Source organism: Williamsia sterculiae (genome assembly GCF_900156495.1).
Classification (GTDB): Bacteria; Actinomycetota; Actinomycetes; order Mycobacteriales; family Mycobacteriaceae; genus Williamsia_B; species Williamsia_B sterculiae.
The window spans coordinates 64,286-78,279 of the sequence record NZ_FTNT01000001.1 but is presented as its reverse complement, the minus strand read 5'-3'; the positions used below and the strand labels follow the sequence as shown (position 1 = coordinate 78,279).

Below are 13,994 nucleotides of genomic sequence, written 5' to 3'. Positions count from 1 at the left end.
TTCACACCGTCCGGCGGTTCCGACCGACCGACGGTTCACATCGACAGCCGACCGGCACGACGAGGGAGCGCACTGATGGCAGCAGGCCGATTGTCGGTCAAGGACTTGGTGGGCCCCGCGCTCATCTTCCTCGGCGTCCTGCTCATCGCATTGGCCATCGCCCTCCCCCTCTACTTCGTCGGGGTGTTCAAGAAGACGCCGATGGACTACGACCTCACCACCGTCGCGACGTCGGAGAAGATCGATGGCAGCGACGGCACCGACGCGCTGCCGGCGAAGCTGCTCAACCCGTGTTCGATCAAAGCCCGCAAGTCGGAGGTGTCGCCTGCCAACCTGACCCGCCAACAGCGGGTGGTTGCCGTGGAACCGGCCAGCGGAAGCAAGGTCACCCTGCAGGCCGGTCAATCGACACAGCTCAACCAGATCCAGAACGGCAACGACACCGTGTCGCCCACCGGAGACGGCACGGATGGTTCGTGCCCCGGGTCCTTGCTGGGTGCCACCGTCGACCGCGTCACCGTCGATCGGGAGACCGGTCGGCCGAACTCCGCGGGCGGCGGCAGTTCGGAGCTGCAGGTCACCCCGCCCACGTCGTCGGGGGATGCCGCACCCACGGTGTCGGTGCCCGACCGCACGGGCTTCCAGTACCGCTTCCCCTTCGACACCAAGAGGTCGAACAAGTACAAGTACTTCGATCTGACGACTCGCAGCGCCCACGACCTCAAGTACGTCGATTCGGCCGAGGTTCGCGGTGTGAAGACCTACCACTTCACCCAGGACGTGCCGGAGACGGATCTCAGCCAACTGCAGGACGCCAACGGCCAGCAGGTGCAGGGCACAGTGCTGAGCAAACCCGCGTCGTGGTTCGGCACGTTCAAGGGTGTCGATCCCAAACAGGAACTGCCTGCGACGTTGTTCTACCAGGCGACGCGCGACCTGTACGTCAATCCCGACACCGGGACGATCGTGAACATGGTCGAGCACGTGCAGGAGAACTACAAGTTCAGCGGGTTCAGCGACGACGCCCCGGCCGCGCTGAAGAACTACTCACTGACAAACCTCGATGCGAAGTTCGCCTACGACCAGAAGACACAGGAGGCGACCGCCAAGCAGGCGCGTGACCTCGACAGCCCACTGTCGCTGTGGGGTCGTTGGTTGCCGATCGTCGCCGCGATCCTGGGCGTGCTGGCCCTGCTGGCCGGTCTGTTCTTCCTGTTCCGCGGTGGTCGCGGCAACGGTGGCGGCCAGGGCCGATTCGGCCGGGTGGCGAGCGGTGGGCAGACCGCGGCGGTCACCGGGGCGGCGGGCGCTGGTGCGGCAGGCGCCGGTGCCGCGGTTGCGCACTCACGTCCTCATGACGACACCACCGTGGTGTTGGACAAGGGCCGGGACGTCCACGGTAATCCGGGTGCGCAGCAGAATCCGGACGTGTACCGCGCGGATCCGGATGCCACCCAGAACATCCCGCGTGTGACCGACGAGCACGGAGCAGACTGGGACTACCGGCACCCCGATCACGGCACCGGTCACGAATCCGACGACGACTGGCGTCCGCCGACGTCCTGAGGCTCGACGTCTCACGCTGCGCGGCGTCGCGTTCATCGTCACCGGCGCACTCTGTCGGTGCGACGCACATCGCTCGACGACCTCCCGGCGACGATGTAGATGCGGCCCGGCCCGTCGCCGACCGCGAGCTCCGCACCCCACACCGCAGCGTCCAAGGTGCGGGTGACGTAGACGTGGTTCGCAATTCGCTCGGCTTCGAAGTTCGACGGTCGACCCGCTGTCAGCAGGTCACCGATGCCGAGATCGGCCTTGGTCCCGTGCAGAAGCGCACCGGACTCGTCGAGATCACGCGCTGCGACCGGCGACTCCGCTTCCCGTGCCGCCTCGGCCCCCGGGCTCGGAAGCGATGCGGACGATGAGATCAGCCCGATGACGAGTGTCCTCGACGAGTGCCGCGTTCACCTCGTCCACGCGCATCACCCAGTCCCCCGCCTGCTCGGTGGTGTCACCGTACGACCGACGACGGGTCATCAGTCTCTCCCGCCGGTCGACGGGTGCGACGTCGAGGAACCAGGTCTCGTCCAGCAGCCCGGCTACCTCTGCCCACCCGAAGGCGTCGTACAACAAATAGTTCCCCTCGGTCACCACCAGCGGCGCGGACTGTGGCACGGGCACCGAACTGCCGATGGAGATCTCGCTTGACCGGTCGAACTCGGGCGCGTAGACGACATCATCGGACTGACCCCGCAACCGCCGGAGCAGTGCGATGTATCCGCCGACGTCGAATGTGTCTGGCGCTCCTTTGCGTTCGCGCCTGCCCAGGCGACGCAACTCGTCGTCGGAGAGATGGAATCCGTCCATACCCACCACCGCGACACGTCCATCGAGAGCGGTGCGCAGGGCTGCGCAGAGAGTCGACTTGCCTGCGCCCGGACTCCCGGTGATGCCCAGCAGTCGCCGTTCCCCGGTGGACGAGAGGTCGTGTGCCCGGTCGACGAGCTGTCCGATGTCCATCGTCGTCGGCGGGCCGGGCGGCGGATGACCGGTCATCGCGATCGACGTGGTGATCGTTCCGCGGCACCCCACATGGCAAGGTTCAGGGTCAGCGACGCCGACAGTGCCGCAGCCGTCACAGTCACCATCAGCAGCCCGAGCACGGTGTGCGCCACGGTCAGCACCGCGACGATCTCGAGAACCGCGACCGCCCACGGGATCACGCTCACCCGGGTGCGGTCACGGGCGATGGCACCCAGCAACCCCACCTGTAGCAACGCCAGCACCCCGCCCGCGAGCGCGAACAACCACAGTAATCCCGCGACCGGGCGGTACGCCTCGCCGACGAGCACCGGGACCAGCGGGCCGGCCACCGCGGCGCCCATCACCGACAGCGCGACCAGTGCACCGGTGAGCATGAGCGCGGTGCGCAGCGCCCGCCGGGAATCGACGGGATCGGCGAGCCGGGGGAAGAACACCACACCCACCGCCTGCGGCAACCAGAACGCCGCCTTGGTGGCGACTGTGCCCAGCGCGTAGACCCCCGCGTCGTGATCGGACAACACCGTCCGCGAGAGCAACAGATCCACGGAGGTGAGTACGGTCAACACGAGTTGTACCGACGATGCGGCCAGCACAGTGCGAACGGGAAGCGCGGAGGTCCGACCCCCGTGCAGATCCGATCGCAACGGCAACCAGAGCCCCACCGCCGCCATCACACCGCCGACCAGCATCGCCGACAGCGCACCAGTGGCGCCGGCGCCCAGCACCAGGCCGACGATCGCGGGTAGCGTGCGGGCGATGCCGACCCAGGCGACCACCAGCGCGAGCTCGGAGAACCGCTGCCGTCCTTGGTAGATGCCCTGACCCACCGCGATCGCGACCAGCACGGGTGCGGACGCAGCGGCCACGGCGGTGGCAATGAGCCCCGTGTGCGCGACCGCCGAGATGATCGGCACCGCCACGATCGCGGCGACGACCACCACACCGATGGTGACCGCACCGAGTCGCAGCACCGCCGTGACCTCCCGACCGCGCGCCACTTCGCGCGCGGTCACCGCCTGCAGAGCCAACGCCGGCACCCCGAGCAGCAACAGCGCCTGCAGCAGGACCGCGAACTGGCCGTAATCGTCGGGGGCCAGGAACCGACCGGCGGGGATGTGTACCAGGTAGGCGCACACGTTCGCGACCATCGTGCCCGCGGCGACCCGACCCAACGTCCGCGCACCGGTGGCGTGGGTGGTCGAGGTGGTCGCCATCGTCACAGTGTCCCATCGCCGGCAGGACAGATCCGCGGGGTGGCCAGGGCGCGGTCGAACCCGGCTGTTCGAGCGAGGGCAGATCGCGGGCGCGCGGCTGAAGCCACACGTCATCCGTCGATCGACGCTCTCTTCGGGATCCGCACCAGCAGGATGGTCATGACCGCTCCCACCAGAGCCAACACGACGCTGCACATGGAGGCGCCGGCAAGCGCTGTCGCGTAAGCGTGGACGCCGGCTCTCTTCCCTGGTCCCAGTACGGCGAAGAAAACGGTCCCGATGGCAGCGATGCCGATGGCACTCGAGAACTGCTGCGCTGTGGTCAGAACACCCGCTGCGGAGCCGGCGTGCTGGGGGCTGATCGTGGTGAGCACAACTCCGATGAGTGCCGGCACCGCGACGCCGTTACCGAAACCGATGAGGATCATCGGACCGATCAGCATGGGTGCCGACAGACGGACGTCGACCCCGTAGGCGACGATGATGAGAGCTGTCAGCCCCAGGATGACGATGGCGGTGCCGACAGCGATGACGACGGGGCCGTGCTGCACAATCTGCTTCTTGGCGAGCACGGATGCGACGGCGAACGCCATCCCCAGCGGAGCGAATGTCAACCCCGCCATCAATGGGCTGATACCCAGGCCGTTCTGCATGACCAGCGTCAGTGTGAACACCACGCTGAAGAATGAGGCGAACAAGGCGATCGAGGTACCCAATCCGAGGTTGAAGGCCCTCTCGGTGAACAGGCTCAGCGGGATGATCGGGCGCCCACCGTGGTGCTCCAACCTGCGTTCACGTACCACAGTCACGAGAAGGAGAGGGATCGACAGCGCAAGGCAGATCCATGTCCAAGGCGCCCAGTGCTCGCTTCGTCCCATCACCAACGGAACGAGTATCGACGTCAACGATGCGGTGATCCCCATCGCACCAAGGACATCGAACGACGCGGGACCGGTCGCTACGTGGTGGGGAAGAATTCTCAGTCCGAGTAGCACGGTCACGACGGCGATAGGGACATTGACCACGAAGATGACACGCCAGCCCAGACCCAGGATGTCGACATTCAACAACACCCCACCGAGTACCTGGCCGGCAACCGCTCCGACGCCCATCGTCACCCCGAACCAGGACAATGCCCTGGATCGCTCGACCGGCGGAAAAGCACGGGTGATCAGCGCGAGAACCTGCGGCACGAGTATCGCTGCGGTCGCCCCTTGAATCAGGCGGAAGGCGACCAGCTGAGCGGATGTCTGTGCGACCCCGCACAACAGCGAGGCCACACCGAACAGCAGCATTCCGATGAGGAACACGTTTCGGTGTCCATAGTGGTCTCCTAGTCGGCCTCCGGTGATGAGGCCGGCCGCGTACGTGAACGCGTAACCGCCGACGATCAACTCGAGTGACGCTTGGGATGCGTCGAGTTCGTGTTGGAGCACCGGCAGGGCGACGTTGACCACGTAGAGGTCGAATTGCGCCATGAACATCGCCACGAGCACCACCGGAAGCATCGACCAACGGTGCAGGTGACCTGAAGGACTGGGAGACGGCGAGGACGCGGGCACCGGTCCGGTAACCCGAGACGCTGAGTGGGGCGAAGTCGGCATCGGAACTCCAATAATGTTCGTCGAACGTCGTATTAACAGCACACGCTACCGCTCAGTACGATGGTTGTCGAACGGTTGTCGAGATCCCAGAGAGGTCTTCATGCGGACGCGGTTACGAGGGCAGATCGATCACCCATCGGTCGAGGAGATCGACCTGCTGGATGTTCTCCATGCGCTCTCGGATCCGACTCGGATGGAGATCGTCCTGACACTTCTGGAGGATGTCGAGCGGCCGTGCGGCACCTTCGATGTCGATGTTGCGCCTTCGACGCTGACCCATCATTTCCGCGTGCTGAGGGAGTCGGGCGTGATCCGTCAACGCGAAGAGGGCCGGAGGAAGTGGACCACACTCCGACTCGACGATCTGGAGTCGAGGTTTCCGGGTGTCATCCCCGCCATCACTCGCGCTTATCACGCTGACATCGAGAAGTCCTGACATCAGGAATCGGCTCACCACTTGACATCTGGTCCACGGCGACGGCACGACGGCTCGCCCGATACGGTGGCAACGATGAGCACACGGCGGCGGGTACCGATCATTCGGCGCGCTCGTCTGATCCTGGCTCTGACCGGCGCGACAGTCGCGACAGTGATCTTGTGGCCCGTCCTCGGTGGCGGTTACCTCCTGCACGCCGATGCGGTCTCGACCCCACGATCGTTCGTCACCGACACCGCTCTGGGTCTGGCCGACTCCGCCCCGCGTGCCGTGCCGCAGGACTGGTTGGTCGCGGTGGCGAGCGGGTTGGTCGACGGTGGTTGGGTGGTCGCCGGGATCACCTGGGTGGCGATCGCCCTGGGCGCGATGGGTTTCGGATGTCTGGCCGCGCGGGTACTGCCCGCCGCGGGGACCCCGGGTGCGGTGGCCGCGGCGGTGCTGTCGATGTGGAATCCGCTGATCGCCGAGCGGTTGTTGCAGGGTCAATGGAGTCTGCTCGCCGGTTATGCGGCCCTCGGTTGGCTGGGGGTGATCTCCCTCGACCTGCGCTCCGGTGAGGCGCGGTGGTCGTCGTGGGTGTCGTTGGCCGGGTGGTTGGCCGCAGCCGGGTTGACCCCCACCGGATCGGTGGTGGGCCTGATCGTCGTCGTCGCCCTGCTGGTGGTGCCCACGACGGCTGACGGCAGGCGCGGCACCGGTCTGACCGCGGTGGGGATCTGGGTGGTCTCCGCGATGCCGTGGATGCTGGCCGCAGCTCTGGGGGGTGCGCCGGCGACTTCCGACCCGGGTGCGGTGTCGGCCTTCGCGATCCGGGCCGAACCAGCCCTCGGCGCGGTCGGCGCCGCGCTGGGACTGGGTGGGATCTGGAACGCCGGATCGGTGCCGGCCAGCCGTACCGGCGCCTGGGCGGCGGTGGCCACCGCCTGCCTGTTGCTGCTGGTGGTGGCGGGGTCGACGGTGCTGTGGCGGCGGCGACGGATACCGGCGGTCCGCGCGTGTGCGGTGGTGGCTGTGGTCACGCTGGTCGTGGTGGTGGTCGCCGCGACCCCACCGGGCCTCTCGGTGCTGCGATGGGTGATCGACACGATCCCGGGCGCGGGACTGTTCCGCGACACCCAGAAGTGGCTGGGTTTGGTGCTGCCGCTGTACGCGCTGGCCGCGGCCGCAGGGGTGCAGTGGCTGGGCCGATGGGTGCCGCGCGGCGCCGCGCTGGTGCCCGCGCTGATGCTGATCGTGCTCCCGCTGCCGGATCTGGCGTGGGGGGTGGGCGGACAGCTTCGTCCGGTGCACTATCCCGCCGACTGGGCGCGGGTGGCCGCCACCGTTCCCGACGACTCCGGCGACGTGGCGGTGCTGCCGTCGGGTTCCAATCGTCGCTATGCGTTCACCGACCGGCGGGTGTCGCTGGACCCCGCTCCCCGGTTGCTGCGGGCGGACGTGGTGGCGACCGGTGAACTGTCGGTGGACGGCCGGGTGGTCGACGCGGCAACCGGGCGGGCGCGGCGGGTCGTCGACGCGCTGCGCGGCGGCGCACCGCCCGCGGTGTTGGCCCGGGAAGGCGTGGGCTGGGTGCTGGTGGAGACCGATCAGTCGCCGGTCACCGCACCGATGCGGCGCACGCTGGCCCAGGCCACGCCCGTGCTGCGAAGCAATGATCTGGCGTTGTACCGACTATCGGGCCCCGCCGACCATCGTGCAGGCACAGCGGCTCGCACCGCCATGTGGGTGGCGCACCTGGTGTGGCTCGCACTGCTGGCGGCAGGGGTTGTGGGTACCTGCCGAAGAACGCCATCACCGAGACGTCGGTCGGAGAGCGCGATAACCGATGCCGCGTAGACGTTGTCACCATCCGGCAGCAATGCGCGGGTCGAACGTGGCGTCGCCGATATGGGTGGCGTCGCATCCGACGTCCTCCACCGCACAACAACCGGTGGGCCGGGCCGGTCACCGCTGTCACCTCCGAAGCCCGGCGGAATAAACGGACCCCGGTCCGGTTATATCCCATGACCGACTTCACCAGCACCCGAGGAGGACGCTGTGCCCGCAATCTCCGCCGACACCCTGCACCTACCCCATCTCACCGCCGCCGACCCGGGTGACACCGAGCGTCCGGTCCACGCGATCACCACCGGCCCGCGCGGGTTCGAGGGCGAGGGATTCCCGGTGGTGCGGGCCTTTGCCGGCGTGTCCGCCCGCGACCTCGATCCGTTCGTCCACATGGACCAGATGGGCGAGGTGGAATACGAACCCGGCGAACCTCGAGGCACCGACTGGCACCCCCATCGGGGCTTCGAGACGGTGACCTACATGATCGATGGTCAATTTCAGCACCAGGACAGCCACGGCGGCGGCGGCGTCATCACCGACGGCGCCACCCAGTGGATGACCGCGGGCGCCGGCATCCTGCACATCGAGACCCCACCTGCCGAACTGGTGGAGTCGGGCGGAACCTTTCACGGTATCCAACTGTGGGTCAACCTGCCCGCCGCGGACAAGTTCGCCACCCCGGCGTACCAGAGCCTCGAGGGCGCACAGGCGATGTTGCTCACCAGCGCCGACGGCGGTGCGCTCATCCGGGTGGTGGCCGGTGACATCGACGGTCATCGCGGGCCCGGGGTCACGCGTACGCCCATCAACTTCGTCCATACCTCGATCTCGCCAGGGGCCGCGGTGTCGCTGCCCTGGGAACGCGACTACAACGCGCTGGTCTACGTCCTCAGCGGTCGCGGAACCGTCGGCCCGGCGGCACAGCCGGTCCGACAAGGACAACTCGCTCGGTTGGGACAGGGCGACCGGATCACCGTCCGGGCGGACGTGACGCAGGACGCGCACCGACCGGCCATGGAAGTCCTCCTCCTGGGCGGACGACCGATCCCGAACCGGTCGTCCAGTACGGTCCGTTCGTGATGAACACGAAATCCCAACTCGTCGAGGCACTCGAGGACTTCCAGGCCGGACGATTCGGCGTGATCCCGCCGGACGCACTGATGCCGCACACCACGGGTCGGTCGTGAACCGGCTCCGCGCCGGGGCGACGAGCCCGCATACGGAGGAGTAGACGGTGCCAACTCTTCTCGACAAGGCTGCCCCCGCGGCATGGGCTGCGGCCCAGTCCGTCTCGAGTGTCGTCCACGAGCAGGTCGCCGAACACGGATTGACCCGCGGCGAAACCGAACTGATCAACGTCCGGGCGTCACAGCTCAACGCCTGTGCGTTCTGCGTGGACCTCCATTCCAGACAGGCCAGACACGCGGGGATCGTGCAACAGAAACTGGATCTATTGCCGGCGTGGCGGGCCAGTGGCCTCTTCACCGACCGCGAATCCGCGGTCCTGGCCGTCGCGGAGGCGTCCACCATACTGCCCTTGACCGACGACGCTCGGGCCGACCTGCTGGCCGCACACCGGGTTCTGGGCACCGAGGCGTTCGTTGCGGCCGAATGGGTTGCCGTGGCGATCAACATGTTCAACCGCATCTCGGTGCTCAGCGAGCATCCGGTTCGCCCACGCGGACCCGACGACAAACCTGTGTGACACCACCCCAGACCACCCGCTCGCGGGCGCGAGTCGCGGGCGACCACCGAACGTGAGGATGACCGTGAACGACGAGACAGTCGACGTACGAGACCGCCCAGAGGAACAACGCTACGTACTCACCACCATCGAGTCCCGAGCCGCGGTGATCGGCGAAGAGATCTACACCGATCTGACCCCCGCCGCCGGACGCGCACAGCGTGTGTTGATCCACACCGGTGTGGACGATGCGTACGGCGGACGAGGGTTGGCATCCGTACTCGTCCAGCGTGTGCTCGACGACGTGATCGACCAAGGCCGCGACATCGTTCCCATCTGCCCCTATGTGGTGAGGTGGCTGTCCCGACACCCCGAGTACGCCGACCATGTGATCGAGCCGACGGAGGAGCATCGTCGCGCCGCGAAGGCACGTCGGCAGCAATCGTGACCGCTTGCGATAGTGATCGCGACCACCACTGCAGACCCCACGCACAGAGGAGCACCTGATGACCAAGCTCGCAGTGATCTACTACTCCGCCACCGGACACGGCACAACGATGGCCCAGGTCATCGGCGCAGCAGCCGAGGAACTCGGGGCCGAAGTACGTGTCCGGCACATCGCCGAGACTGTCGACCCATCGGTGTTCGACGGCAATCCGGCATGGAAGGCGAACTACGAGGCCACCGCGAATCTGCCCGCGGCCACCGGTGACGATATCGTCTGGGCAGACGCCGTCATCTTCGGGTCGCCCACCAGATTCTCCAACGTCGCCGCACCCTTCCAAGCCTTCCTCGACGGTCTCGGTGGCCTGTGGTCCCAGGGAAAGCTGGCCGACAAGGTGTACGCGGCCTACACTTCCAGCCAGACTCTGCACGGCGGCCAGGAGACCACGTTGCAGAAGATCTATCAGGTGGTCATGCACTTCGGCGGCATCGTCGTGGCGCCGGGATTCACCGACGGCAGCAAGTTCGTCGACGGCAATCCCTACGGCGTCAGCCACGTGACCGGGCCCGACAACAAGCAGCAGATCGACGAGACAACAATCACCGCACTGCAGCACCTGACCACGCGAGTGATCACCCTGGCCGCCAAGCTGACCGCCTGACGCGTCGTCCTCATGAAGCCGCCCCCTGTCATCCGACATGAATCCGTTGTGCCACCGGCAGCGCTGACCAGGCCGTTCCGGTGACCACGTCGCGCGTCATCCGGGCCGACGACCGGTATCACTGGTCCAACGAGTGGCTCGAGTCATGGCAGTCGTTCCCCATGGCGGGCAACTTCGATCTGCGGACGGGCGCGCACGGACTCCTCATGGTGCACAACGACGACATCGTTGAGTCCGGTGAAGGTCTGGATCGTCATCGTCACCAGGACGTGGAGGTCGTGACCTGGGTCGTGGAGGGTGCGCTCGAGCATCGCGACTCCGGCGGGAATACCGGAGTGCTGACCCCCGGCACCGTCCAGGTCATGTCGGCGGGTAGCGGAGTCGACCACTCCGAACGCAACGCAGCCGCGAGATCGACACACGAGCGGCTCCGCGTCATTCAGATGTGGGTACCGCCGGAGTACCCGGGCGGGAAGCCCGCGTACGCGGAGCGCGATGTCGCCTCGCTGCTGGCATCCGGTGAGCTGATCATCCTGGCGTCGGGCACCCCGGGTACAGACCCAGGCGTACCCCACATCCGAAACCCGTACGTCACGCTGCATGCGGCTCGATTGACCGGAGGCGCATCAATATCCTTGCCGGAAGCACGTTTCGGCCACATGTTCGTCGTCACGGGCCGGGTCGACGTGGACGGCGACCAGTTGAGTGCGGGAGACGCCCTACGGACCGTCGCGGCGGGTGCAGGCCTCACGGTCACGTCCCTCGACGACTGCGAACTACTGTTCTGGCAGATGAGCAGAGGGTTCGCCGGTCAGACCTGGGCCGCCACGCCTGCCGATGTCGAATCTCCCCATCGGGTGACGGGTGTGGCGCCATGACGACGGGACGACTGGAAGCGTTCAGCGACGGCGTACTGGCGATCATCATCACGATCATGGTTCTGGAGCTCAAAGCCCCTGAGGGAACTCGAATCACCGATCTCGGACATGCGACCGGAACCGGTCTGCTCACCTACCTGCTGTCCTTCGTCTACGTCGGGATCTACTGGAACAACCACCAACACACCTTCCAGCTCACCCAGAAGATCAACGGGAGAGTCCTCTGGGCGAATCTGGCCCTGCTGTTCTTCCTGTCGCTGCTGCCCTTCGCCACGACGTGGATGGACGACTCGGAGTTCGCGCGCACACCGGTCGTGTTCTACGGAGTCCTCCTGTTGCTCATCTCACTCGCCTACTTCGTCCTGCAGCGGGTCATCAAGACAGCCGAGGGTGACGACTCCGCACTGCGCGTCGCACTCGGTGGTGATCGCAAGGGCAAGATCTCCGTGGTGCTGTACATCGTCGGCATCGTCGCGGCGCTGGTGGTGACAGCCGCAGACGCCGGGGTGTGGATCGCACTGAGCCTGTTCGTCGTCGTCGCGATCCTGTGGATCATCCCGGATTCGAGAATCGATCGGTACTACAACGATCAGTGATCGCGGGCTTCTACCCGGTCAGAGTCCGCGCGTCCAGCGACGCCATCTCGCCGCGGCGGCCGACGCGACGACCGGCCTCCACCGCGGCGAACACCTCGACGAGCTCGTCGGCGGTGCGCCCCCAGGACAGGTCGGCCACCCGGTCGCGGGCGGCCTCGCCGAGTCTGCGGGCCGATCCCGGGTCGTCGACCAACACCGCGGTGGCCGTGCACAACTCGTCGACGTCATCGACCAGCAGGCCGGTCTCGCCGTCCACCACGGAGTCGGTGAGACCCCGCGAGTGCCGGTAACCGATGGTCGGCACGCCGTGCTGCGCGGCCTCGATGACGGCCAGCCCCCAGCCCTCTTTGCGCGACGGCATGAGATGGACGTCGGTGGTCGCGAGCAACCGGTGTTTGGTGACCTCGTCGACGTGACCGTGGAAGGTGACGTGTGCGCCGATGCCGTACTGCCGCACCAGTTCCCGGAGTCGCGGCGCCCACCATCCGTCGCCGACCACATCGAGGTGCAACCCCGGGACGGTGCCACGTAACCGTCGGACCACCTCCAGTGCGTCCTCGATCTGCTTGTGCGGCACCAACCGGGACACCACGCAGAGGCGATGCCCGGCACGCACCTCGTCGTGGGAGATGTGCGGCACCGGGTCGATCCCGTTGCGCACCACGGCGACCCGGTCCGCAGACACCCCCAGGTCGTGTAGCTCGACCGCCGACGGCGCCGAGACCGTCACATACTGATGGCGACGGTGCACCCACGGCGACAACCGGGATTCGACGAACCATCCGAGGTGTCGCAGCAGTGGGCCGGCGACCGGCCACTGTTCGCGGTGGCAGTGATGCACCAGCACCACCACCGGCGCGGGACTGACCAGTGCGGCGAAGAAGGGTATCCCGTTCTGGGTGTCGACCACGACGTCGGGTCGCACCCCGGCCAGCGGCCCGAAGCCCCATCGGGCGGCGACCATGGCCAGCAATGCCCGCGGGTAGACCCCGAGCCGACCGCCTCCGCGCGACACCCGGATGCCGTCACGCGTCTCGGTCGCGGGCGCACCGGGGTAAGCCGCCGTGCGCAGGGTGACACGCACCCCGCGGCGGACGAGTTCGGCGCCGACCCGCTCGAGGTAGCGTTCGCTGCCCCCGCCCTGCGGGTGGTCGGTGTCCCGCCAGCACAACAGCAGCACCGACCGAGGCAGACCCGTGGGCACCGCCGATGGAGCTCTCTGCACGCTGATGTCGTCCTTTCACGCCTGAGACGTCACCGCGAGGGTAGTCGGTGCGCCGCGCGGCACGTCGTGGCCGTGTGCCAGCCCGCCGCGGTGACCACTACAGTCTGGGCCGTGCGCAGCCTCGCGAAGTCGCCGATCGCCCGCCGGGCGACGCTGCGCCGCGCGGCCGGGTTGCTGAACGAGTTCCGTTACGAGCAGAGCGACCCGGACCGGTTCTACGGCGCACTCGCCCGGGACACCGCCCAGATGGTGGCCGACCTGTACCTGCCCGACTCGCTCGACGGTGCCGTGGTGCTCGACGTCGGCGGCGGCCCGGGGTACTACGCGGATCGTTTCGGCGACCTCGGGGCCACCTACCTGTCGGCGGAACCGGATCCGGCGGAGATGCATGCGGCGGCGCTTCCGCATCGCACCTCGGTGCGGGCCTCAGGGGTGGCGTTGCCGTTCGCGGACGGGTCGGTGGACGTCTGCCTCTCATCGAATGTCGCCGAACACACCGCCGACCGGTGGCGGATGGCCGCCGAGATGGTGCGGGTGACCCGGCCGGGCGGACTGGTGGTCATCAGCTACACCCTCTGGTACGGGCCGTTCGGCGGCCACGAGATGGGACTCACCCACTACGCCGGCGGGGACAGGGCGGCACGCTGGTACGCCCGACGTCACGGTCATCAGCCGAAGAATCTGTACGGGACGTCGCTGTTCCGGGTGACCGCCGCCGAGGGCCTACGGTGGGCGCGTACCGCCACCACCGCCCACCTGGTCGGCGCCTTCCCCCGCTACCTGCCGCGATGGATGTGGTGGGTGCTGCGGGTGCCGGCGCTGCGTGAGGTTGCGGCCACCAACCTGGTCCTGGTGCTCCGCGCATCCGACTGAGCGAGGG

Annotated in this window: 13 protein-coding genes and 2 pseudogenes; 10 read left to right on the top strand and 5 right to left on the bottom strand. The window is 67.4% G+C overall.

The window, feature by feature from the left end; translation table 11 throughout:
- The first annotated feature begins 75 nt into the window (after positions 1–75).
- Complete coding sequence (locus tag BW971_RS00365; protein WP_076475531.1) at positions 76–1,566, top strand: cell envelope lipid trafficking protein PgfA; 1,491 nt, start codon at positions 76–78, stop codon at positions 1,564–1,566.
- 50 nt (positions 1,567–1,616) lie between these two features.
- Here BW971_RS00365 and BW971_RS20785 read toward each other — a convergent pair.
- The 4 genes and pseudogenes from BW971_RS20785 to BW971_RS00345 all read right to left on the bottom strand — a co-directional run.
- Positions 1,617–1,829: pseudogene (locus BW971_RS20785) on the bottom strand (NAD(+)--rifampin ADP-ribosyltransferase); the annotation flags it as partial.
- A 22-nt stretch (positions 1,830–1,851) separates the two neighbouring features.
- Complete coding sequence (locus BW971_RS00355) at positions 1,852–2,556, bottom strand: nucleoside/nucleotide kinase family protein (RefSeq protein ID WP_076476232.1); 705 nt, start codon at positions 2,554–2,556, stop codon at positions 1,852–1,854.
- Positions 2,553–3,758, bottom strand: a complete 1,206-nt coding sequence (locus BW971_RS00350; protein WP_076475529.1) for a lipopolysaccharide biosynthesis protein — start codon at positions 3,756–3,758, stop codon at positions 2,553–2,555. Before BW971_RS00350 ends, BW971_RS00355 begins: the two co-directional genes overlap by 4 nt.
- A gap of 110 nt (positions 3,759–3,868) precedes the next feature.
- Positions 3,869–5,266 (bottom strand): MFS transporter, encoded by a 1,398-nt coding sequence (locus BW971_RS00345; protein ID WP_076475527.1) that lies wholly within the window; start codon positions 5,264–5,266, stop codon positions 3,869–3,871.
- Between the two features lie 196 nt (positions 5,267–5,462).
- On the opposite strand from BW971_RS00345, the gene BW971_RS00340 reads away from it, so the two are divergent.
- The 8 genes and pseudogenes from BW971_RS00340 (at position 5,463) to BW971_RS00305 (ending at position 11,889) form a co-directional block, all read left to right on the top strand.
- Complete coding sequence (locus tag BW971_RS00340; protein WP_076475525.1) at positions 5,463–5,798, top strand: ArsR/SmtB family transcription factor; 336 nt, start codon at positions 5,463–5,465, stop codon at positions 5,796–5,798.
- A gap of 75 nt (positions 5,799–5,873) precedes the next feature.
- Positions 5,874–7,634 carry an MmpA family trehalose lipid delivery protein gene (locus BW971_RS00335; protein WP_076475523.1) on the top strand — a complete coding sequence of 587 codons (1,761 nt, stop codon included), beginning with the start codon at positions 5,874–5,876 and terminating at the stop codon, positions 7,632–7,634.
- Between the two features lie 201 nt (positions 7,635–7,835).
- A pseudogene (locus BW971_RS00330) lies at positions 7,836–8,812 on the top strand (pirin family protein).
- A gap of 47 nt (positions 8,813–8,859) precedes the next feature.
- The gene (locus tag BW971_RS00325; protein ID WP_076475521.1) at positions 8,860–9,330 is read left to right on the top strand and encodes a carboxymuconolactone decarboxylase family protein; all 471 of its coding nucleotides are present in this window, start codon (positions 8,860–8,862) and stop codon (positions 9,328–9,330) included.
- Between the two features lie 64 nt (positions 9,331–9,394).
- Positions 9,395–9,757: a GNAT family N-acetyltransferase gene (locus BW971_RS00320; protein ID WP_076476230.1), complete on the top strand. Its 363-nt coding sequence runs from the start codon at positions 9,395–9,397 to the stop codon at positions 9,755–9,757.
- Between the two features lie 58 nt (positions 9,758–9,815).
- Entirely contained in the window at positions 9,816–10,415 is a 600-nt protein-coding gene (wrbA, locus tag BW971_RS00315; protein ID WP_076475519.1) for an NAD(P)H:quinone oxidoreductase, read from the top strand.
- Between the two features lie 80 nt (positions 10,416–10,495).
- Positions 10,496–11,293, top strand: a complete 798-nt coding sequence (locus tag BW971_RS00310) for a pirin family protein (RefSeq protein WP_076475517.1) — start codon at positions 10,496–10,498, stop codon at positions 11,291–11,293.
- Complete coding sequence (locus BW971_RS00305; protein WP_076475515.1) at positions 11,290–11,889, top strand: TMEM175 family protein; 600 nt, start codon at positions 11,290–11,292, stop codon at positions 11,887–11,889. Before BW971_RS00310 ends, BW971_RS00305 begins: the two co-directional genes overlap by 4 nt.
- A gap of 10 nt (positions 11,890–11,899) precedes the next feature.
- Here BW971_RS00305 and BW971_RS00300 read toward each other — a convergent pair whose 3' ends face one another.
- Complete coding sequence (locus BW971_RS00300; RefSeq protein ID WP_076475514.1) at positions 11,900–13,114, bottom strand: glycosyltransferase family 4 protein; 1,215 nt, start codon at positions 13,112–13,114, stop codon at positions 11,900–11,902.
- Positions 13,115–13,225: 111 nt separating this feature from the next.
- Between BW971_RS00300 and BW971_RS00295 the strand changes: the two genes are divergently transcribed.
- A complete protein-coding gene (locus tag BW971_RS00295; protein WP_076476228.1) occupies positions 13,226–13,987 on the top strand; it encodes a class I SAM-dependent methyltransferase in 762 nt (253 codons plus the stop codon).
- The last annotated feature ends 7 nt before the right edge of the window (positions 13,988–13,994 follow it).

What these genes read in the sequence shown, in the direction of transcription:
- BW971_RS00345 (WP_076475527.1), bottom strand. Translation starts at nt 5,266, where the DNA reads ATGCTTCCGGTGGTGCTCGTGGCGATGTTCATGGCGCAATTCGACCTC.
- BW971_RS00355 (WP_076476232.1), bottom strand. Translation starts at nt 2,556, where the DNA reads ATGACCGGTCATCCGCCGCCCGGCCCGCCGACGACGATGGACATCGGA.
- BW971_RS00365 (WP_076475531.1), top strand. Translation starts at nt 76, where the DNA reads ATGGCAGCAGGCCGATTGTCGGTCAAGGACTTGGTGGGCCCCGCGCTC.
- BW971_RS00335 (WP_076475523.1), top strand. Translation starts at nt 5,874, where the DNA reads ATGAGCACACGGCGGCGGGTACCGATCATTCGGCGCGCTCGTCTGATC.
- BW971_RS00350 (WP_076475529.1), bottom strand. Translation starts at nt 3,758, where the DNA reads ATGGCGACCACCTCGACCACCCACGCCACCGGTGCGCGGACGTTGGGT.
- wrbA (WP_076475519.1), top strand. Translation starts at nt 9,816, where the DNA reads ATGACCAAGCTCGCAGTGATCTACTACTCCGCCACCGGACACGGCACA.
- BW971_RS00305 (WP_076475515.1), top strand. Translation starts at nt 11,290, where the DNA reads ATGACGACGGGACGACTGGAAGCGTTCAGCGACGGCGTACTGGCGATC.
- BW971_RS00340 (WP_076475525.1), top strand. Translation starts at nt 5,463, where the DNA reads ATGCGGACGCGGTTACGAGGGCAGATCGATCACCCATCGGTCGAGGAG.